General features: G+C 72.8%; 21 protein-coding genes and 1 pseudogene. 12 read left to right on the top strand and 10 right to left on the bottom strand.

Features of this window, described 5'->3' with window-relative positions; all coding sequences use genetic code 11:
• Positions 1-2: 2 nt before the first annotated feature.
• Both ACIHEI_RS25635 and ACIHEI_RS25630 read right to left on the bottom strand, forming a co-directional pair.
• Complete coding sequence (locus tag ACIHEI_RS25635; protein WP_387636758.1) at positions 3-392, bottom strand: DUF3037 domain-containing protein; 390 nt, start codon at positions 390-392, stop codon at positions 3-5.
• A complete protein-coding gene (locus ACIHEI_RS25630) occupies positions 389-1144 on the bottom strand; it encodes a HipA family kinase (RefSeq protein WP_387633768.1) in 756 nt (251 codons plus the stop codon). Before ACIHEI_RS25630 ends, ACIHEI_RS25635 begins: the two co-directional genes overlap by 4 nt.
• 144 nt (positions 1145-1288) lie before the next feature.
• Between ACIHEI_RS25630 and ACIHEI_RS25625 the strand changes: the two genes are divergently transcribed.
• Positions 1289-2647, top strand: coding sequence for an NAD(P)/FAD-dependent oxidoreductase (locus ACIHEI_RS25625; RefSeq protein ID WP_392943757.1), 1359 nt, complete (start codon positions 1289-1291; stop codon positions 2645-2647).
• Positions 2648-2693: 46 nt separating this feature from the next.
• Here the strand turns inward: ACIHEI_RS25625 and ACIHEI_RS25620 are convergent, their stop codons facing one another.
• Entirely contained in the window at positions 2694-3038 is a 345-nt protein-coding gene (locus ACIHEI_RS25620; protein WP_396608223.1) for a hypothetical protein, read from the bottom strand.
• Positions 3038-4369 (bottom strand): aminotransferase class I/II-fold pyridoxal phosphate-dependent enzyme, encoded by a 1332-nt coding sequence (locus tag ACIHEI_RS25615; RefSeq protein WP_396608222.1) that lies wholly within the window; start codon positions 4367-4369, stop codon positions 3038-3040. Before ACIHEI_RS25615 ends, ACIHEI_RS25620 begins: the two co-directional genes overlap by 1 nt.
• A gap of 34 nt (positions 4370-4403) precedes the next feature.
• On the opposite strand from ACIHEI_RS25615, the gene ACIHEI_RS25610 reads away from it, so the two are divergent.
• The 7 genes from ACIHEI_RS25610 (at position 4404) to ACIHEI_RS25580 (ending at position 10523) form a co-directional block, all read left to right on the top strand.
• Positions 4404-5069 (top strand): pyridoxamine 5'-phosphate oxidase family protein, encoded by a 666-nt coding sequence (locus ACIHEI_RS25610; RefSeq protein WP_396608221.1) that lies wholly within the window; start codon positions 4404-4406, stop codon positions 5067-5069.
• Entirely contained in the window at positions 5063-5710 is a 648-nt protein-coding gene (locus tag ACIHEI_RS25605) for an FMN-binding negative transcriptional regulator (RefSeq protein WP_387864553.1), read from the top strand. The genes ACIHEI_RS25610 and ACIHEI_RS25605 overlap by 7 nt, the downstream gene beginning before the upstream one ends.
• A gap of 158 nt (positions 5711-5868) precedes the next feature.
• Positions 5869-7230 (top strand): sugar porter family MFS transporter, encoded by a 1362-nt coding sequence (locus tag ACIHEI_RS25600; RefSeq protein WP_396608220.1) that lies wholly within the window; start codon positions 5869-5871, stop codon positions 7228-7230.
• Between the two features lie 110 nt (positions 7231-7340).
• Complete coding sequence (locus ACIHEI_RS25595; protein ID WP_396608219.1) at positions 7341-8036, top strand: dienelactone hydrolase family protein; 696 nt, start codon at positions 7341-7343, stop codon at positions 8034-8036.
• Positions 8037-8102: 66 nt separating this feature from the next.
• Positions 8103-8624, top strand: a complete 522-nt coding sequence (locus ACIHEI_RS25590) for a GNAT family N-acetyltransferase (RefSeq protein ID WP_387633784.1) — start codon at positions 8103-8105, stop codon at positions 8622-8624.
• 43 nt (positions 8625-8667) lie between these two features.
• On the top strand, positions 8668-9924 hold the full coding sequence (locus tag ACIHEI_RS25585; protein WP_396608218.1) for an MFS transporter: 1257 nt from the start codon (positions 8668-8670) through the stop codon (positions 9922-9924).
• A gap of 80 nt (positions 9925-10004) precedes the next feature.
• Positions 10005-10523 carry an HAD domain-containing protein gene (locus ACIHEI_RS25580; RefSeq protein ID WP_387633788.1) on the top strand — a complete coding sequence of 173 codons (519 nt, stop codon included), beginning with the start codon at positions 10005-10007 and terminating at the stop codon, positions 10521-10523.
• On the opposite strand, the gene ACIHEI_RS25575 is transcribed toward ACIHEI_RS25580, so the two are convergent.
• The 3 genes from ACIHEI_RS25575 to ACIHEI_RS25565 form a co-directional block, all read right to left on the bottom strand.
• Positions 10504-10797: a hypothetical protein gene (locus tag ACIHEI_RS25575; protein WP_387633790.1), complete on the bottom strand. Its 294-nt coding sequence runs from the start codon at positions 10795-10797 to the stop codon at positions 10504-10506. The genes ACIHEI_RS25580 and ACIHEI_RS25575 overlap by 20 nt on opposite strands.
• A gap of 103 nt (positions 10798-10900) precedes the next feature.
• On the bottom strand, positions 10901-11689 hold the full coding sequence (locus ACIHEI_RS25570) for a CPBP family intramembrane glutamic endopeptidase (RefSeq protein ID WP_387633792.1): 789 nt from the start codon (positions 11687-11689) through the stop codon (positions 10901-10903).
• Between the two features lie 103 nt (positions 11690-11792).
• A complete protein-coding gene (locus ACIHEI_RS25565; RefSeq protein WP_396608217.1) occupies positions 11793-13292 on the bottom strand; it encodes a glutamate--cysteine ligase in 1500 nt (499 codons plus the stop codon).
• Positions 13293-13653: 361 nt separating this feature from the next.
• Here ACIHEI_RS25565 and ACIHEI_RS25560 point away from each other — a divergent pair, with 361 nt between their 5' ends.
• Positions 13654-14352: a hypothetical protein gene (locus ACIHEI_RS25560; protein ID WP_396608216.1), complete on the top strand. Its 699-nt coding sequence runs from the start codon at positions 13654-13656 to the stop codon at positions 14350-14352.
• A gap of 325 nt (positions 14353-14677) precedes the next feature.
• The gene (locus tag ACIHEI_RS25555; protein WP_387633798.1) at positions 14678-14869 is read left to right on the top strand and encodes a DUF5999 family protein; all 192 of its coding nucleotides are present in this window, start codon (positions 14678-14680) and stop codon (positions 14867-14869) included.
• Positions 14870-15018: 149 nt separating this feature from the next.
• Here the strand turns inward: ACIHEI_RS25555 and ACIHEI_RS25550 are convergent, their stop codons facing one another.
• The gene (locus ACIHEI_RS25550) at positions 15019-15708 is read right to left on the bottom strand and encodes a GNAT family N-acetyltransferase (RefSeq protein ID WP_396608215.1); all 690 of its coding nucleotides are present in this window, start codon (positions 15706-15708) and stop codon (positions 15019-15021) included.
• Between the two features lie 218 nt (positions 15709-15926).
• On the opposite strand from ACIHEI_RS25550, the pseudogene ACIHEI_RS25545 reads away from it, so the two are divergent.
• A pseudogene (locus tag ACIHEI_RS25545) lies at positions 15927-16298 on the top strand (alkaline phosphatase family protein); the annotation flags it as partial.
• Between the two features lie 75 nt (positions 16299-16373).
• Here the strand turns inward: ACIHEI_RS25545 and ACIHEI_RS25540 are convergent.
• Entirely contained in the window at positions 16374-16859 is a 486-nt protein-coding gene (locus tag ACIHEI_RS25540; RefSeq protein ID WP_396608243.1) for a hypothetical protein, read from the bottom strand.
• Positions 16860-17105: 246 nt separating this feature from the next.
• On the opposite strand from ACIHEI_RS25540, the gene ACIHEI_RS25535 reads away from it, so the two are divergent.
• A complete protein-coding gene (locus ACIHEI_RS25535; RefSeq protein ID WP_396608214.1) occupies positions 17106-17501 on the top strand; it encodes a hypothetical protein in 396 nt (131 codons plus the stop codon).
• A 116-nt stretch (positions 17502-17617) separates the two neighbouring features.
• Here ACIHEI_RS25535 and ACIHEI_RS25530 read toward each other — a convergent pair whose 3' ends face one another.
• On the bottom strand, positions 17618-18085 hold the full coding sequence (locus ACIHEI_RS25530) for a hypothetical protein (RefSeq protein ID WP_396608213.1): 468 nt from the start codon (positions 18083-18085) through the stop codon (positions 17618-17620).
• Positions 18086-18197 lie beyond the last annotated feature (112 nt).

Here is an 18197-nt window from a genome sequence, read left to right as displayed (position 1 = left end):
GGTCAGAGGACCAGACGGTCGAACAGGTGGTGGAGTTCCGCGGCCGGGTCGGTGGTCAGGCCGGTGTGCACGGGGCCGGGCTGGACGACGGCGCTGCGCGGAGCGGTGAGCCAGCGGAAGCGCTGTCCGGGGCTGTCGGCGGCGGCCGGTCCGGCGGCTTCGCCGCCCGCGCAGATCGCTTCGATGCCGCGCAGGGCGCGCCGCACGCCGGCCACGTCGGCGACGGCGTCGAGGGCGAGCAGCCGGCCCTGGTCGAGGTGGGTGCGGGCGCCGAGGTAGCCGGAGTCGCGGCAGTACAGCAGGACGCCGATGTTGACGCACTCGCCGCGTTCGACCCGGGGGACGGCGCGGATCAGCGCGTACTCGTAGTCCTTGGGGTGCTGGTCCATCAGGCGTCCACCTCCGGGAGCCAGTCGCGGGGCCCGGCGAGGCGGGCGGTGAGCTGCGCGGTGTAGGCGGCGCGGACGTCGTCGGGGGTGTCGAAGCCGGGTTCGTCGGTGAGCCACACGTCGGGGATCGCGGCGACGGCGGCGGGCAGCGCGGTCTCGGCGAGGGCGGCGAGTTCGGCGTCGACCTTCGGCAGGTGGCCGACGGCGTGCCGCAGGGCGTGGTCGGAGGCGTCGTACGGCTTGCGGCGCCAGGCCTCGGCGCGCGACCAGCTGTGGTGGAAGATCAGGCTGGCGCCGTGGTCGATGAGCCGCAGGCCGCCGGTGGCGACCAGCAGGTTGGGGTTGCGCCAGGACCGGTCGACGTTGCCGATCAGGGCGTCGAACCAGAGCACCCGGGCGGCGGTGTCGGTGTCGGTCTCGAAGCACAGCGGGTCGAAGTTGAGCGCCCCGGACACGAACGCCATGCCGAGGTTGGCGCCGCCGCTGGCCCGCATCTGGTCCTGGATCTGCACCTCGGGCTCGCTGCGGGCGAGCACCGGGTCGAGGTCGACCAGGGCGAGTTCCGGCACCGGCAGGCCGAGCCCGCGGCCCAGTTCGCCGGCCAGCACTTCGGCCACCAGCGCCTTGCGGCCCTGGGCCGCACCGACCCATTTCAGCACGTACATCCGGCGGTCGTCGGCCTCGATCAGGCCGGGCATCGAACCGCCTTCGCGCAGCGGCGTCGCGTAGCGGACGGCCGTCACCTCGGAGAGCATCCCGACAGCCTAGCGGCCCTCACAGGCGGCTCCGGCCGGGCAGGGGCCGCGACCGGTTGGAGATGCACCCGCCGTTGCCCCGTGCGAGTGTGGCCAACAGTCGTCCTTAGTCAGTCACGGACCCGCAAACCCAGGGGATGAACGATGGAACGACCTCGGATCCTGATCGTCGGCGGCGGCTTCGCCGGGCTGGAGTGCGCGCGTCGTCTGGAGCGCAAGCTCGCCCCTTCCGAGGCGGAGATCTCGCTCGTCACGCCGTTCAGTTACCAGCTGTACCTGCCGCTGCTGCCGCATGTCGCGGCCGGGGTGCTGACCCCGCAGTCGGTGGCGATCTCGCTGCGGCGCTCACTGCGGCGCACCCACATAGTCCCGGGCGGGGCGATCGGCATCGATCCGCGCTCCCGCGTGGCGGTGGTCCGCAAGATCACCGACGAGGTGGTGGCGGAGAAGTACGACTACCTGGTGCTGTCGCCGGGCAGCGTCACCCGGACCTTCGACATCCCCGGCCTGCCGGACTACGCGCGCGGCATGAAGACGCTCGCCGAGGCCACGTACATCCGCGACCACGTGATCGCCCAGCTCGACCTGGCGTCCGCGTCGATGGACGAGAACGAGCGGGCCTCGCGCCTGCAGTTCGTGGTGGTCGGCGGCGGGTACGCGGGCACCGAGACGGCGGCCTGCCTGCAGCGGCTGACCACGGCGGCCATCAAGCGCTACCCGCGGCTGGACCCGGACCTGATCAAGTGGCATCTGATCGACATCGCGCCGAGGCTGATGCCGGAGCTGGGCGACAAGCTCGGCCAGACCGCGATGGAGATCCTCACCCGCCGCGGCGTGGACGTCTCACTGGGTGTGTCGGTCGCGGAGGTCGGCGCGGAGACGGTGAAGTTCACCGACGGCCGCACCCTGCCGTGCCGGACGCTGATCTGGACGGCGGGCGTGGCCGCGTCGCCGCTGATCGGCACGCTGGACGCGGAGACGGTGCGCGGGCGCCTGGCGGTGACGGCTGAGATGCGGGTGCCGCAGTTCGAGGGCATGTTCGCGCTCGGTGACGCCGCCGCGGTACCGGACCTCGCCAAGGGCGACGGCGCGGTGTGCCCGCCGACCGCGCAGCACTCGGCGCGGCAGGGCCGGCAGCTCGCGGACAACCTGGTGGCGGCGCTGCGCAACCAGCCACTCCAGCCGTACTTCCACAAGGACCTGGGCCTGGTGGTGGACCTCGGCGGCAAGGACGCGGTGTCCAAGCCACTGGGTGTCGAACTGCACGGCCTGCCCGCCCAGTTGGTGGCGCGCGGCTACCACGTGATGGCGATGCGCACCAACAGCGCGAAGTACCGCACCAGCGCGAACTGGCTGCTGAACGCCACCGCCGGCGACGACTTCGTCCGCACCGGCTTCCTGGCCCGCCAGCCCGCCCGGCTGCGCGACTTCGAGTACACCGACGCCTACCTCTCCCGCGACCAGGTCCGCGAACACGCCCAGGCCCTGCTGGCCAAGGGCTGACGCCTTCCGGTGCGGGTGGAGCCCCCGTCCTCGAACGGGGGCTTCGTCACACGGTGTACGGGTACAGCTCGGCGTACTCGCGCGGGACGGCGAGCTCCAGCGGGCCGGGAGGGTGGCCGGGCAGATCCAGCAGGACCAGGCTGTCGCCGATCCGCAGCGCCGCCTCGCCGTCGAACTCGCCCACCAGCACGAGCAGTTCGCCGTCCATCCGGACCTCGGGACCGGGCCCGGCGGCGGGGCGGACCGCGGCGTGCTCCTCGTCGATCGTCCACTCCACGAAGTACGGCCCGGGCGGGTCGGCCGGGCCGCCGCGCCAGCGGGCGACGGCCGGGCCGTGCGGGGTCGCCACCTCGGCGAGCCCGGCGCGCAGCCTCCGGAGCTCGATCCGCATCAGGTCACCCGCGATCCGTGGGCCGGGCCGCGCAGCGCGTCGGCGATGGCGGCGGCCAGGGCGGGGGCCTCGGCGGGGGCGAGGGCGGCGATGCCGATCCGGATCGCGGGCGGGGAGCCGAGGCGGAAGCGGGAGCCGGGGGCGACCACCCAGCCGCGGTGCAGCAGGGCCGCGGAGACGGCGGTCTCGTCGGGGACGGGCACCCAGACGTTGACGCCGCTCTTGCCGTGGGCGCGGACGCCGTACGCGGCGAGCGCGGTGAGCAGCGCGTCGCGCCGGGCCCGGTAGGCGGCGGCGGGGGCGGCGTCGGTGCGGCGCAGTTCGACGACGGCGCGTTGCAGCAGGTGGCTGACCCAGCCGGCGTCCAGGCGCTGGCGGCCGAGGACCCGGGCGACGGTGTCGGCGTCGCCGGTGAGGACGGCGACCCGCAGGTCGGGGCCGAGTGCCTTGGCGGCGGAGCGGATCAGTGCCCGGTGGGTGACGGTGGTGCCGCCGCGGCCGTCGGAGGCGAGCGACTGGAAGGGCTGGTCGACCATGCCGTGGCCGTGGTCGTCCTCGATCAGCACGGTGTGCGGGCGGGCGGCGAGGACGGTGCGCAGCGCGGCGGCGCGGGCGGGGGTGAGGGCGGCGCCGGTGGGGTTCTGGGCGCGGCTGGTGACGACGAGGGCGCGGGCGCCGGCGTCGAGTGCGGCGGCGACGGCGTCGGGGAGCGGGCCTTCGTCGTCGACGGGGACGCCGGCGGTGCGCAGGCCGAGGGCGGGGACGAGGTCGAGGACGCTGCCCCAGCCCGGGTCCTCGACGGCGACGGTGTCGCCGGTGCGCAGGGTGGCGGCGAGGACGCGGCCGATGCTGTCCAACGCGCCGGAGCAGACGGCGAGTTCGCCGTCGGGGGCGCCGTCGGCGCGGAATTCGGCGCGGAAGCCGTCGAGGAGTTCGGGTTCGGCGACGGGTTCGCCGTACAGGACGGTGGGGCCGGCCGCGGCGGCGGCGAGGGCGGGGCCGAGCGGGGGCAGCAGCGCGGGGTCGGGGTTGCCGGCCGACAGGTCGCGGGCGCCGGGCGGGACGGGCAGCCGGGCCTCGTCGCGGGGGGTGGTGGCGGGCCGGGGTCGGATCCGGCTGCCGCGCCGGCCGGCGGTCTCGATGACGCCGCGTTCGCGCAGCAGGCGGTAGGCGGCGGCCACCGTGTTGGGGTTGACGCCGAGCTCGCCGGCCAGGTCGCGCAGCGGCGGCAGGGCGGCTCCGGGTGCCAACTGGCCTTCGGCGACGGCGCGTTCGACGTCGGCGGCGATATCGCTGGCCCGCCGACCGGTGATCCGATATTCTCCTAGCACAAACGTGAGTATGCACTAGTACATTGAGGTTGTCATGCCGGACACGCCCAAGGACACCTACGCCCGGAACCCTCTCACCACCCCCACCCGGGACAAGGAGCGGGCCGACTGGGACCGGGACGCGGTGCACGCCGTCCTGGACGCCGGATACCTGTGCCACCTGGGCTTCGTCCGGGACGGCGCGCCGGTGGTGCTGCCCACGCTGTACGCGCGGGTCGGCGAGCGGCTGTACATCCACGGCTCCACCGGCAGCCGCCCGCTGCGCGGCGCGCGCGGCGAGCAGGGCCTGGCGGTGTGCGTGACGGTGACGCACCTGGACGGCCTGGTGCTGGCGAAGTCGGCGTTCAACCACTCCGTCAACTACCGCTCGGTGGTGGCGCACGGCACCGCGCACCAGGTCACCGACCCCGAGGAGCTGCGGATCGCGCTGGACGCGATCGTCGAGCAGGCGATACCGGGCCGCGCCGCCGACTGCCGGCCGGGCAATCCGAAGGAGCTGGCGGCGACGGCGGTGATCCGGCTGGAGCTGGACCAGGTCTCGGCGAAGACCCGCACCGGCGACGTGATCGACGACGAGGAGGACCTCGACCTGCCGTACTGGGCGGGCGTGGTGCCCGTCGCCCCGGTCTACGGCACGCCGGTGGCCTCCCCGCACTCGGACCTGCCGCTGCCCGGGTACCTGGCCGGCCCGGCATGCTGATCCGCGGCTGGGACCGGGGCACCGACCGGGAGTGGCAGGAGTGGCTGGCCGCCGGGCGGGACTTCGGCACGCTGGCCGCCAACGGCCCCGACGGCCCGGTCCTGGTCCCCACCCACTTCCTGCTGGACGCCGAAGCGGGCGAGATCCTGCTGCACCTGGCCGCCCCCAACCCGCTGTTCGCGGCGGTGCGCGCCGACCCGCACGTCACGCTGGCGGTCACCGACGACTACGCGTTCGCGCCGGGCCGCTGGCGCGACGCGCCGTACACGCCGACCAGCTACTACGCCTCGGTGCAGTTCTCCTGCACCGCCGAGATCGTGGACGACCCGGCGGGCAAGGCGGAGATCCTCAACCGGCAGCTGGCGCACTTCCAGCCCGAGAACCACGAGGACCGGGTGACCGTCGGCGCGGCGCCGTACGGCCCGCAGCTGACCGGCCTGCGCGGGCTGCGGCTGACGGTGCGCCGGGTGCGGGCGAAGTTCAAGTACGACGACAAGAAGCCGGTGGAGCTCCAGTTGGAGATCGCCGAACGGCTGGCCGAACGCCACGCGGCGACCGGCAACCCGCAGGACGCGGCGGCCCGGGCGCAGCTGCTGCGGCGGCGCACCCGCCGTCCCGCGCTCGGCCCTTCGTCGGACTGACAGCTCATTGGTTCCGGGCGTGTCGAAGCCGCGCCACGGGGTAGCCGCTGGTCGAATTTACCTCCGGATAGATCCGCCCCGACCGGACGGATCGTCACGTAGGGAGAAGAGCACTGGCTACCCACTCCTCCGCCGTCCGGGACGAGCACCTCGGCCATGTGGTGTTCATCTCCGCCGCCGCCGCGATGGGCGGCTTCCTGTTCGGCTACGACAGTGCGGTGATCAACGGCGCGGTCACCGGCATCCAGAAGCACTTCGGCGTCGGCAACGGCGAGACCGCGTTCGTGGTGGCGATCGCGCTGCTGGGCTCGGCGGCCGGCGCGGTGGTCGCCGGGTGGCTGGCCGACCACATGGGCCGGGTGCGGACCATGCTGCTGGCCGCGACACTGTTCGCGATCAGCGGCATCGGGTCGATGTTCCCGCCCACCATCGAGGTGCTGGGGGTGTGGCGCGTGCTCGGCGGCATCGCGATCGGCATCGCCTCGGTGATCGCCCCGACCTACATCGCGGAGGTCGCGCCGACCGCGTACCGGGGCCGGCTGGCCTCGTTCCAGCAGATGGCGATCGTGCTCGGCATCACCGTCTCGCAGCTCGCCAACTGGGCGCTCAACCAGGCCGCAGGCGGCGAGTCCACCAACCATCTGGCCGGCATCCAGGCCTGGCAGTGGATGCTCGGCGTGGAGGCCGTGCCCGCCCTGGTGTACGGCCTGATGGCGCTGTCCATCCCGGAGTCGCCGCGCTACCTGATCGCCGACGGGCGCGAGGATCAGGCCCGCAAGGTGCTGGCCGAGGTGGAGGGCGAGGACACCGACCTGGACGCCCGGGTCGCGGAGATCCGCCGGGTGCTGGACACCCGCCGCAAGCCGCGGCTCACCGACCTGCTCGGCGGGCGCTTCGGGCTGCTGCCGATCGTCTGGGTCGGCATCGGCGCCTCGGCGTTCCAGCAGTTCGTCGGCATCAACGTGATCTTCTACTACTCGTCGTTCCTGTGGCAGTCGGTCGGCATCAACGAGTCCAACTCGCTGCTGATCTCGCTGTCCACCTCGATCGTCAACGTCATCGGCACGGTGGTCGCGATGGCGCTGGTCGACCGGATCGGCCGCAAGCCGCTGGCGCTGGCCGGCTCCACGGGCATGGCGCTCTCGCTCGGGCTGGCCGCCTGGGCGTTCTCCTACCGGCACGGCACCGGCGACACCGCCACCCTGGCGAACACGTACGCGACGACCGCGCTGGTCGCCGCGCACGTCTTCGTGTTCTGCTTCGCGTTCTCCTGGGGCGTGGTGGTGTGGGTGCTGCTCGGCGAGATGTTCCCGAACACCATCCGGGCGCTCGCCCTGTCGGTCGCCGCGTCCGCGCAGTGGATCGCCAACTGGGCGATCACCGTCTCCTTCCCGACCCTCTCGGACTGGAACCTGTCCGCGACGTACGTGATCTACGCCTGCTTCGCCCTGCTGTCGATCCCGTTCGTGGCCTTCTGCATCAAGGAGACCAAGGGCAAGGCACTGGAAGAGATGGGCTGAACTCCCGCTGACACACCGCCAGTGTGCCGTTGAAGCAAGCGAGTTCGCGCCTAGAGTGCCAGACGAGACTTCCTGCCCGCCGCCGCGCGCGGCCGCCTTGACGGAGAGCCATGGGTGCTGCCCGCCAGAACGTCAGCTTCGTCGGCCGCTCCGGCCGGACCGTGCACGGCTACCTGGCGGTGCCGCCCGCCGGGGTCGGTCCCGGAGTCCTGGTGATCCAGGAGTGGTGGGGGCTGACCCGGCACATCGCCGAACTCACCGACCGGCTGGCCGCCGAGGGCTTCCTCGCGCTCGCGCCCGACCTGTACGGCGGTACCGTCACCCACGACCGGGAGGCCGCCGCCCGGATGAAGCACGAACTGCCCGCCGCGCGGGTCGCGGAGGAACTCGACGCGGCCGTCTCCCACCTGCTCGCCCACCCGGGGTCGGTCGGCGACGCGGTCGGCGTGGTCGGTCTCTGCATGGGCGGCGGCCTCGCCCTGCGGCTCGCCGCCCACGAGGGCGACCGGGTGGCCGCCGTCGTCCCGTTCTACGGCCTGCCCGGCGACCCCGAGTACGACTACCGCGGCCTGACCGCCCACGTCCTCGGCCACTTCGGCGAACAGGACGCCTCGCTACCCGCCGCGGTGGTCGACGAGGCCGCCATCCGGATCGGCGAGGCCACCGGCCGCCGCCCCGAGATCCACTTCTACCCGGCCGGCCACGCCTTCATGAACGACGAGAAGACCCCCAGCAGCTACGACCCCCTGCAGGCCGCCATCGCCTGGCGCCGCACCCTCACCTTCCTCTGGGCGCACCTCGGCTGAGCCGGGCGCACCTCGGCTGACGAAAAACGCTGGCCAGGGCGGTGCGGCGGGTGGTAGCTCTGACGGATGCTGATCGGGGAGAAGATCCTGCTGCGGGCCCGGCACGAGAGCGATGTCGCCGTCCTGCACGAGGAGTTGTACGAGGACGTCGCGATGCGCACCCGCACGGACGGGCGGCCCTGGCGGCCGTTGCCCGTCGAGGCGTCGCCGTTCCGGGCGACGGGGGCCGAGGAGCCGGCGGTGTTCTCGGTGGTGGAGCGCGCCGGCGGTGAACTCGCCGGCGCCGCCGTGCTGTGGGGCGTCAACACGCACCACCGCTCCGCCCACCTCGGGATGTCCCTGCGGCCGGGTGTCCGCGGGCGCGGCTTCGGGACGGACGTGGTGCGGGTGCTGTGCCGGTACGGGTTCGAGGTACGCGGCCTGCACCGCCTCCAGGTGGACACGCTGGCGGACAACGCGGCGATGATCGGCGCCGCCGAGCGGGCCGGGTTCCGCGTCGAGGGGACGCTTCGCGGGGCCGCGTGGGTGTCGGGGCGGTTCGTCGACGAGGTGCTGCTGGGGATGCTCGCGGCGGACTGGACGCCCTGAAATTCGTTGGACAGGGCGGTGGTTGGCGGTCCATCGTCTGGAAGTGCGAATCACCTATCCGGCGTGGGCCGGCCGAAACTACCGGATCCAGACCGCCGCCACGGTGGTCAGCGGGCTGGGCAACGCCGCCGCGCCGATCGCCACCGCGTTCGCCGTGCTGGGCGCGGGCTGGCACGCCACCGAGGTCGGCTATGTGACGGCGGCGCGGACGGTGCCGCTGGTGGCGCTGATGCTGATCGGCGGGGCGGTGGCCGACCGCTGGCCGCGGCATGTGGTGATGGTGGGCGCCAATGTGTTCAACGCGGTGTCGCAGGCGGTGCTGGCCGCGCTGGTGCTGATGGGGCATCCGCCGCTGTGGGCGCTGCTGGTGCTGTCGGCGGCGGGCGGCGCGGGGCAGGCGTTCTACACCCCGGCCGCCGAGGGCGTGATCCTGCAGGCGGTGCGGGCCGAGCACGCGTCCAAGGCGCTTTCGGTCTTCAAGATGGGCGTGAACGGCGCGCAGATCGCGGGCGCCGCGCTCGGCGGCCTGCTGGCCGCGCTGCTCGGACCGGGCTGGGTGCTGGCGGGGGACGCGCTCTGTTTCGCGGTGGCGGCGCTGATGCGCTCCGGTCTGACGCAGGTCGGCGAGCGGCGCGAGTCCGGGCCCAGCCTGGTGCACGAACTGCGGGTCGGCTGGCGGGAGTTCGTCTCGCGCCGCTGGCTGTGGGCGATCGTCGTGCAGTTCTCCCTGATGAACGCCTGCGTGCTGGCCGTGGAGACGGTGTACGGGCCGGTGATCGCCGAACAGCGGATGGGCGGCGCCGCGGCGTGGGGCACCGCGATGGCCGCGCTCAGCGTCGGCATGGTGGCGAGCGCGGTGCTGATGGCCCGCTGGCAGCCGCGCCGGATCCTGCTGGTCGGCAACGGCGGCGTGTTCCTGTTCGGCCTGCCGGCGCTGGTGCTGGCGCTCGGCCTGCCGCTGGTGCCCGTCGTGGTGGCGATGTTCCTGTCGGGTGTCGGCGTCACGGTGTTCGTGGTGGGCTGGCTGGTGGCGCTCCGTCAGGAGATCCCGGAGGAACTGCTGTCGCGGATCTCCGCGTACGACGCCTTCGGTTCCTTCGCGCTGATGCCGGCGGGCACCGCGCTGGCCGGCCCGGCGGCGAAGGTGCTGGGTCAGTCCGGCGCGCTGTGGGCCTGCGCGTTGACGTGCCTGGGCCTGGCCGCGGCGGTGCTACTGGTGCCGGAGGTACGGCAGTTGGAGCGCACCGTGCCCGAGGCGCGCGGCAACGTACCGCAGCCGGAGCCGGCCACGTCCGGGTGACGCGGGAGTTGACCTGCAACCCCCCGGGGCCCGGATGTCGTCCAGTCCCTGACTGACCTTGACCCGGGGAAGGGACCCGCATGGGCAAACCGCTGCTGTACCTTGACGTCGACGGGGTGCTGAACCCGGTGTTCCCGCACCCCGAGGAAGACTTCGACTCCCATACGCTGCTCGGCTATTCGGTGCTGCTGTCACCACGCCACGGCGAGTGGCTTCGCGAACTGGCCGACCACTACGACCTGGTGTGGGCGACCACGTGGGAGTTCGAGGCCAATGAGTACATCTCGCCCTTGCTGGGCCTGCCCGAGCTCCCGGTGGTGAAGTTCACCGGCTACGTGCCGCAGCCGGGCGATCCGCGGGTGCCGCTGATGGAGCTGTTCTCGGCGTTCAAGTGGGCGCCGCTGCTGCGCTACGCCGAGGGCCGCCCGTTCGCGTGGGTGGACGACTGCATCCCGCCGCGGCTGGTGCGCCGCAGCCTGCTGCGCGCGGACCGGCTGCTGATGCCGATCGACCCGGCGCAGGGCCTGCAACGCGAGCACGTGGACCGGCTGTTGCGCCGTCCCCCGTCGCGGGCCTGGCTCAGCCGTCGGACGGGCTGACCTCGGACGTGGGGAGCGGTTCGCCGACCTCGACCCAGACGTGCTCCCAGCGGGCGGTGCGGGCGTGGCCGAAGCGGTCGCCGTGGCGCAGGACCCGCAGCAGCGCCAACGTCTGGGTGCCGTCCGGGCGTTCGGCGATCTTCACGCTGACCTTGGTGGTGCCCTTCGTGCGGCCGCGCTCCACCAGTGGCGGCCGGCCGGTGAGCTTGTGCAGGGCGTCCGCGATGCGGCGGGCGCGGTCCCGGTCGCCGTGCCAGCCCTGCTGCCCGCCCATGGCCGCTCCCCGCTCCCCTGCCGGGCGGCGCACCGCGCGCCGTCCACCGGGCGTCACCCTACCGGCAGCCGACCGATCGTCAGGCGGGATTCGGCAGTCGGCTTCAGGAGGGCAGCCAGCTCACGTGCCCGGCCAGCAGGGCGTAGCCGATGAAGCCGACGGTGTCGATCAGGGCGTGCGCGGCGACCAGCGGGCCGACCCGGCGCCAGCGGCGGTACAGCAGGCAGAACACCACGCCCATCACGATGTTGCCGATCAGGCCGCCGATGCCCTGGTACAGGTGGTAGGAGCCGCGCAGGACGGCGCTGGCGGTGATGATCGCGGGCCAGGTCCAGCCGATCTGGTGCAGGCGGCGCACCAGGTAGCCGACCACCACGACCTCTTCCAGGATGGCGTTCTGCCAGGCGGCGGCGATCAGCACGGGGATCCGCCACCACACGTCGGGCAGGCCGGAGCCGGCGACGGTCAGGTTGAAGCCGGCCGCCTGCATGGCGATGTAGAACGCGAGCCCGGAGCCGCCGATGGCCGCCGCGAGCAGCGTGCCCCGGCCGAGGTCGGAGAGCTTGTGGCGCAGGTCGAAGCCGATGGTGCGCAGCGAGGCGCCTTCGCGGACCAGCAGGTAGCCGACCAGGGCGACGGGCATCAGGGCGCGGACGATGTAGAAGAGCTGCCAGGCGAGGTCGAGCCAGGGCCGGCCGGGGGCGCGGGAGGCGTTGAGGGTGGCGACCTGCTGGCCGAGGCCGACGGGTTCGGTGAGCGAGCCGAGGAAGCTGATCAGCGCGGAGACGCCGCTCATGCCGAGCGAGAGGCCGAGCACGATGAGCAGTTCGGCGACGAGCAGGCGGCGGGAGAGGGTCTTGGTGGTGGCGGGCTCGGCCGAGGCGGTGGTCACTGGTCTCCCCGAGGACGGATGCGGCCCGGAGCGCACTGCCTGGCTCCGGGCCGATCATCCTTTCACAGCACGATGAGACGTTTCTGGACCTCGGGGAGCGGCGTCAGTCCACCGGCCAGGTGTGCACGGGTTCGCCGCTGCGCATGCCCTCGATGTAGCGCCGGGTCATGGCGGCGATCGCCGCGTTCGGGTCGAGGCCGTGGCGTTCGCGCAGGCGGTGGACGACGGCGGCCTGCCAGGCGGCGCCGTTGGTGCGGCGCAGGCAGCGCTGTTCGATGATGCCGAGGTAGTGGTCGCGGTCGCGGGCGGCGATGCCCCAGCGGTCGAGGCCCTGGTGGGCGAGCGGGAGCAGTTCGTTCAGCACCAGGTCGGTGGCGGGCAGTTCGACCAGGCCGCGGGCGCCGCGCCCGGAGCGGGGCCACCACTGGACGGCGTCGATGCCGTGCCGGGCGCCGTTGACGAAGTTCTGGTCGGCCTTCTCGTACGGCAGCCTGGTCCAGATCGGGCGGGGCTGTTCGGCGAGCACCCGGACCAGGCCGTAGTAGAAGGCGGCGTTGGCGAGGATGTCGGCGACGGTGGGGCCGGCGGGCAGGCAGCGGTTCTCCACCCGCAGGTGGGCGACGCCGTCGGCGACGTCGTACACGGGGCGGTTCCAGCGGTAGATGGTGCCGTTGTGCAGCCGCATCTCGAAGAGCCGGGGGGCGCCGCCGGAGGCCAGCACCTTGACCGGGTCCTCGTCGTCGCAGATCGGCAGCAGTGCGGGGAAGTAGCGCAGGTTCTCCTCGAACAGGTCGTAGGCGGAGTCGACCCAGCGTTCGCCGAACCAGGTGATCGGGCGCACCCCCTGGGCCTTGAGTTCGGCCGTGCGGGTGTCGCAGGCCTGCTGGAACAGCACCGGGCGGGTCTCGCGCCACAACTCTCGGCCGAACAGGAACGGCGAGTTGGCGCCGAGGGCGAGCTGGACGCCGCAGATGGACTGGGCGGCGTTCCACACCGAGGCGAACCGGGCGGGGGTGACCTGGAGGTGCAGTTGGAAGGAGGTGGCGGCGGCCTCGGCGACCATCGACACCGAGTCGATGGTCAGCCGCTCCACGCCGTCGATGTCGAGGGCGATGTCCTCGCCGCGGGCGGCCAGGATCTGGTCGCTGAGCAGGGTGAAGCGGTCGTTGCTGGACATCGCCTCCAGCCCGGCGTGCTCCAGGTCGAGGGTGGGCAGGATGCCGACCATGACGAGGCGTCCGCCGGCCTCCTCGGCCCGCCGGTCGGCGTAGCGCAGGGCGGTGCCGAGTTCCTCGCGCAGGTCCTCGAAGACGTGTCCACTCAGGCGGCGGGGGGCGATGTTGAACTCGATGTTGAAGCGGCCGAGCTCCGTCTGGAAGTCGGCGGAGGCGATCGCGTCCAGCACCGCTTCGTTGCCGAGCATGGGGAGCCCCTGCTCGTCGGCCAGATTGAGTTCGATCTCCACGCCCATCATGGCTTTCGGGCGGTCGAACCGTTCCTCCCTGAGCATTCGCCCCAGGACGTCCAGACAGGACTGGAGTTTGCGGCGGTACAGCTGCCGGTCGGCCAGCTCCGCCCGGGTCGCGACGACCTTCTCGCCCACGGGTGCCTTCCCTCCCCTCGGTCGACAGTGCCTGTCCATCATGCCCACGGCGAAGATTTCTAGCCCACGGCTCGAACAGCCGAACGGGAGAGCATTTCTGACGGCCGATCAGCTCAAACGCACTTGCGCAATGACACGGAACGTGATATGAAGGTCACCCTGCGCACTTGTTCGAGTAGAATTCGCACGCCGCTCAGGCCAGGTCAGGGCCGTCCGAGAAACCCCCACTGTCGAGGGACTCGTCGACGACCCGCCCACCCCCTCGGCGATCATGCCCAACCGGACACGGCCAGACCCCTCAATGTCGATGCCATGCCGGTATGCCGCAGCACGCCGATCTCGAACGGAGAGGCGACTCACCATGACGTTGCACCTGTCCCAGCCCCCGGCCGGCGCCCTGCACGCCGTCCACTCGGCCCTCGCGCCCGGGGCGGCCCTGCCGCCGTCGGCGGCCGCCGTGCTCCGCCATAGCGAGGGGCGCCCGGAGCCGCTGCTCGCGCTGCCCGTGCACGCCCTGCGCGGGCCCACGCCGCAGCTGGGCGGGGCGGACTGCATCGGCTGGCGGTTCCTGCTGCGCGCCGCCCGTCCGGACGCGGCGCTGCCGCACTGCCCGCACGGGGACTGCGACGGCGCGGGCGGCCCGGCGGGCGGACGGGCGGCGGGCGGGCGGACGGAGCACCGGCCGCTCGCCGTCGGCGAGTTCACCGAGGACGGGCTGGAGCAGGTGACGGCCGCCGCCGAGGTCGCCGTCGGCGCGAACGGGCCGGCCTTCTCGCACCTGACCGCCGGGCCCTACCTGGACTCCACGGTGCGGGCGCTGCGCCAGGCCTGGCAGCTGGTGCACCCCTCCCCCGCCCGGTACGAGCCGCGACTGCTGTCGCTGCCCGAGCACTACGCCTCGGCGCTGTGGCTGCACAGCGCGCTGCCCGGGGAGGACCTGCTGATCCCGCTGGCGCCCGCCCCGCTCGGGGTGGCGGCCCATCAGGTGTTTCCCGCCGCCGAGCTGCTGGCCCGGCTGGCGAACGCACCCGCGGCCCGGCCGACCGCGCTGATCGGCTGACGCCCTTCTTCCGCTCGCACCACCCGGACGGGCCATGCCGGAATGATCCGATCGGATCGCTCCGGGATGGCCCGTCCGTGCGCGGATCGGATCGCCCGCCGCCCGGTAGGGTGATCTCGCCGGATCTTCTGTGGCGCATGTCACCAAATGCCTGCGCGAGCGCCCGCGGAGTCGGACACTGGTGTCGGTCGGGGAGGACCACACGTCCTACCCGGCTGACGCCGTTTCACACCTGATGCGGTGAGAAAGTTTCCGTCGGCAGGGCGGGCGCCCCGGGGGGGTGACCGTACGGCGGCGCGAATCCCGAGCGAAGCGAGGTACAACGATGTGCCAGCACCGAACCGACTGTCCGTCCGCCGAGTCGTCGGACCGTGAAGCGGCCGAAGCGGTCGCCCGCCACCCCGAGCAGGGCTGGAGCCTGCTCTGCAACGGGGTGCTGCTGTTCGACGACACCGGCGAACTGCTGCCGGACGGCCGCGTGATCGCCCCGCGCCGGACCCTGCTGATCGCCGCCTGAACGCCGGTCCGCACCACCTCACCGATCACCGCCCGCCCGGAGTGCGCCCTCCTGGCGGGCGTCGGCATTTCCGGGGCCCTTCAGCACGCCTTCCGGCGCGGCCATACGCCGTCCGGCGCGGCCGTTCGACGCAGCCGTTCGACGCAGCCTCAGGATCCGCCGAGCGGGTGGTCGGTGGGCGTGGACGGGTCGTACCAGAGGCTGAGCATCGGGGCGTGCCAGCGCCAGCCGAGGGCGGAGTAGAGGGCGCGCCCCTCGGTGGTACCGACCAGCAGACCGGTGTGCGCGCCGGCCGCGTGCGCCTCGCTCTGCAGCGTGCGCATCAGCAGGGAACCGAGGCCGCGGCGGCGGCGCTCGGGGGCGGTCTCGATCTGGTCGGCGGCGGCGAGCAGGCGGCCGTCGGAGCCCGGCCCGATGCCCATCTGGCCGCGCGCGGCGTACTCGCCGTCGGTGGTGCGGACCAGGGCGCGGATCACGCCGCCACGGCTCCAAGTGGTGATCCGGTAGCCGGCCGGGACGGTCGGGCTCTCCGGGCGCAGCCGGCAGGTCATCAGGTGGCCGGGGACGTCGATGTGCCAGCCGGGGCCGATCCAGGGCAGGGCGCGTTCGTCGACGTCGAACAGCTTGAGCCAGGTCCACGGGACGGTGGTGCCCTCGGTGAGTTTGCGGACGTCCGGCTCGGTGGGGGCGGGCAGGACGTGCCGCCAGGGGTGGCGGGGCTGGCCGACGTCGATGCTCCAGCCCCATGGCTCGGGGCGGGGGTCGGCGGCGCCGCGGGAGACCGTCCAGCCGCTGATCCAATCCCGGACGAGGGCGGGGACGGTCGGGTCGTCGGGCATGGCCACACTCCACTTGTAAGGGTCTCAATTGCCTCGTGGATATTACCTGTTGAGGGTGCGGGGCGTCCCGGAATTTCGCTGCCGGGCGAGATGTCTGTACAGGTTGCGGAGCGCGTCATCCACTGGACACCCGTCGCACCGGTCCAGTCCACCTGGGCGGCCTACGACTGGTCGCGGCCGGACGGAGCGAAGCCCGGCACCGTGCCCGAGGGGCCCCGATGAGTCCCGAACTGTCGCGCCGTACCCTGCTGGGCGGTGCCGCCGCCGCGGCGGTGCTGTCCGCGTTGCCGCTGAGTGTCCGTCAGGCGCTGGCCGCCCCCGCCCGCCCGGGCAGGCTGGAGGACATCCAGCACGTGGTGATCCTCATGCAGGAGAACCGGGCGTTCGACCACTGCTTCGGCACCCTGCCCGGCGTGCGCGGCCTCGGCGACCGCGCGGCAGTGCGCGGCGTCAACGGCCGGTCGGTCTTCCACCAGCCCGACCCGTCCCGGCCCGAGGGCTACCTGCTGCCCTATCCGATGAACGCCGCCCACACCAGCGCCTACCAGCAGGGCGCGCCCGCGTTCGGCTACGGCGACTCGATGAGCGCCTGGAACGAGGTCAGGTGCCGGGGCAGAGCGGTTCGGGGGCGGTGTGCACGGCGGCCCTCGGGGTGGGGTCTGGTGTCAGCGGGCGGTGCGCAGGTGGCGGCGGCGTTCCTCGTTCACGTAGCCCTTGCCGGGGCTCTGGATCGTCCAGCCGCAGGTGCACACGGCCTTGGAGTACGCGCGGCCGGGGCAGCCGTCGGTCAGCGGCTTGTTGCGGCTGGTGTGCTTGTGGGCGGGCGGGCAGTCGGTGTCGTCGGCGTGGTGGTCGGTGCGGGGCGCGTGATGCTTGGCCGCGGGGGTGTTGTCCTTCGGCCGGCGGGCCGGGGGCGGGGCCTGGCGCCCCTCGGCGGTCTGCTTCAGCGGGGCCCACTCGGATTCCTGGGCGGCCCACTCGTCCTCGGTGAGGGCGTCGCCGGCGCACACGGGTTCGGTGTGGTGGTACCAGGTCTCCCAGTCCTGTTCGACCAGTGGTCCGGCCTGGGCCTGGGCTGCTTCGGGGGTGTCGGCTTCGACGGGCACCACGTGCACGGTGATGACGTCCACGGCGACGGTGTACTTGGGCATGCCGCTTGCTCGCCTGGACTGCCCGGGGGGCCCGGGGTCTGGCCGGGTCTCGGCACGGCCCGGGTGGTCCGGGCCGCACCGGGGTCGGTCGGGCCTTGCCGCAGGGGCGTTGGGTGCCGGCTTGATCGCAACGGGTGAATTTCGGACGTGTTGTACACAAATCTGACGGTACGTGGAATCTGTGGGTGTATAGACGAGTCCCGCTGAACACCGGGGACTCCCCCTCAGTGAAAGAAGGAGACCCCAGTGGTCAAGCGCGCGGTGAAGTTTGCCCTCGTGGCAGCAGCGGCTGCGGGAATGCTGGTCAGCTCGGTCGGCTTTGCGGGAGCTGACGGCCCGGCAACGATGGACATCGTGTACGGCCCGATTGTCACGCTTCCCCCGTCGCCCGGCGGCGGCTACGCCGGTGACGCGGCGGCCCAGGCCAAATGTCCGGCCGGAGAGGTCCTCACGGGCGGCGGAGCCGAGGTGAAGGCCGGAAACGCGTACGTCCAGCGCTACAACCTCGCGGCCAGCAGGCCGCTCGGCAACGAGACCTGGTGGGCGTACGCCACGAACAGCGACCCCACCAGCCCGGGCACCCTCCAGGCGTTCGCGGTCTGCGCGAAGGTGACCAACATGAATGTGGTTCACACTCCCTGACGTCCCCGTGACGTGACGACGAGGTGGTGCCCCTCTGGGGCGCTGCCTCCTCGTTCATCAGGCTGGACCCGGTCGGCCTCAGGAGTGAGCACCCACGGAGGGGGCAGGCCTGGTGCTTACGCGGCCTGGGCGGTGGCCGGCAGCGAGGCGTTGAGGGCGTGGAGTACGGCTTCGGCCATGGCGGGGGTGAGGTGCGAGCACGTGATCTCGACACTGCCGAACCGGGCGCGATGGACCTTGACGACGGCGTGGGGTGATGCCCGGGACGTTCCGGGGCCCTGGTTCCACCGCAGGGTGCGGGTGGTGTCCTCGCCGTGGCGGCGGTTCGCGGTGCTGGGCGGCTGGCCGGTGGTGAGCGGTACAGCCTTCAACCTGCGGGCGACGGCGGTGACTTCGTGCAGGTCGGTGAGGTGCCGGTGCTGCCTGCGGCTCATCTCCGCTACCGCCTCGTTGAGGACGGGCAGCAGCCGCCGCTGCATGTCCCGTGCGACCTGGGCCGCCGCTTTGGCCCGGGTGACGGTGATCTCTCCGGCGTCCAGGCCGTGGCGGTCGTAGTAGGTTCCCTCGGGCCGGACGCCGTGCACCCACCACCGGCCGGGGCGAAGGCGTTCCTGCTGGATCAGGACACGGGCCCCGTCTTCGGTGCGGACGAGTTCGACACACGGGTGTCAGTCGGTCACCCGGCGCGGGTCCACG

Origin of the sequence: Kitasatospora sp. NPDC051984 (assembly GCF_044593455.1) — a bacterium.
GTDB lineage: Bacteria > Actinomycetota > Actinomycetes > Streptomycetales > Streptomycetaceae > Kitasatospora.
This window is presented reverse-complemented; position numbering and strand designations above follow the sequence as displayed.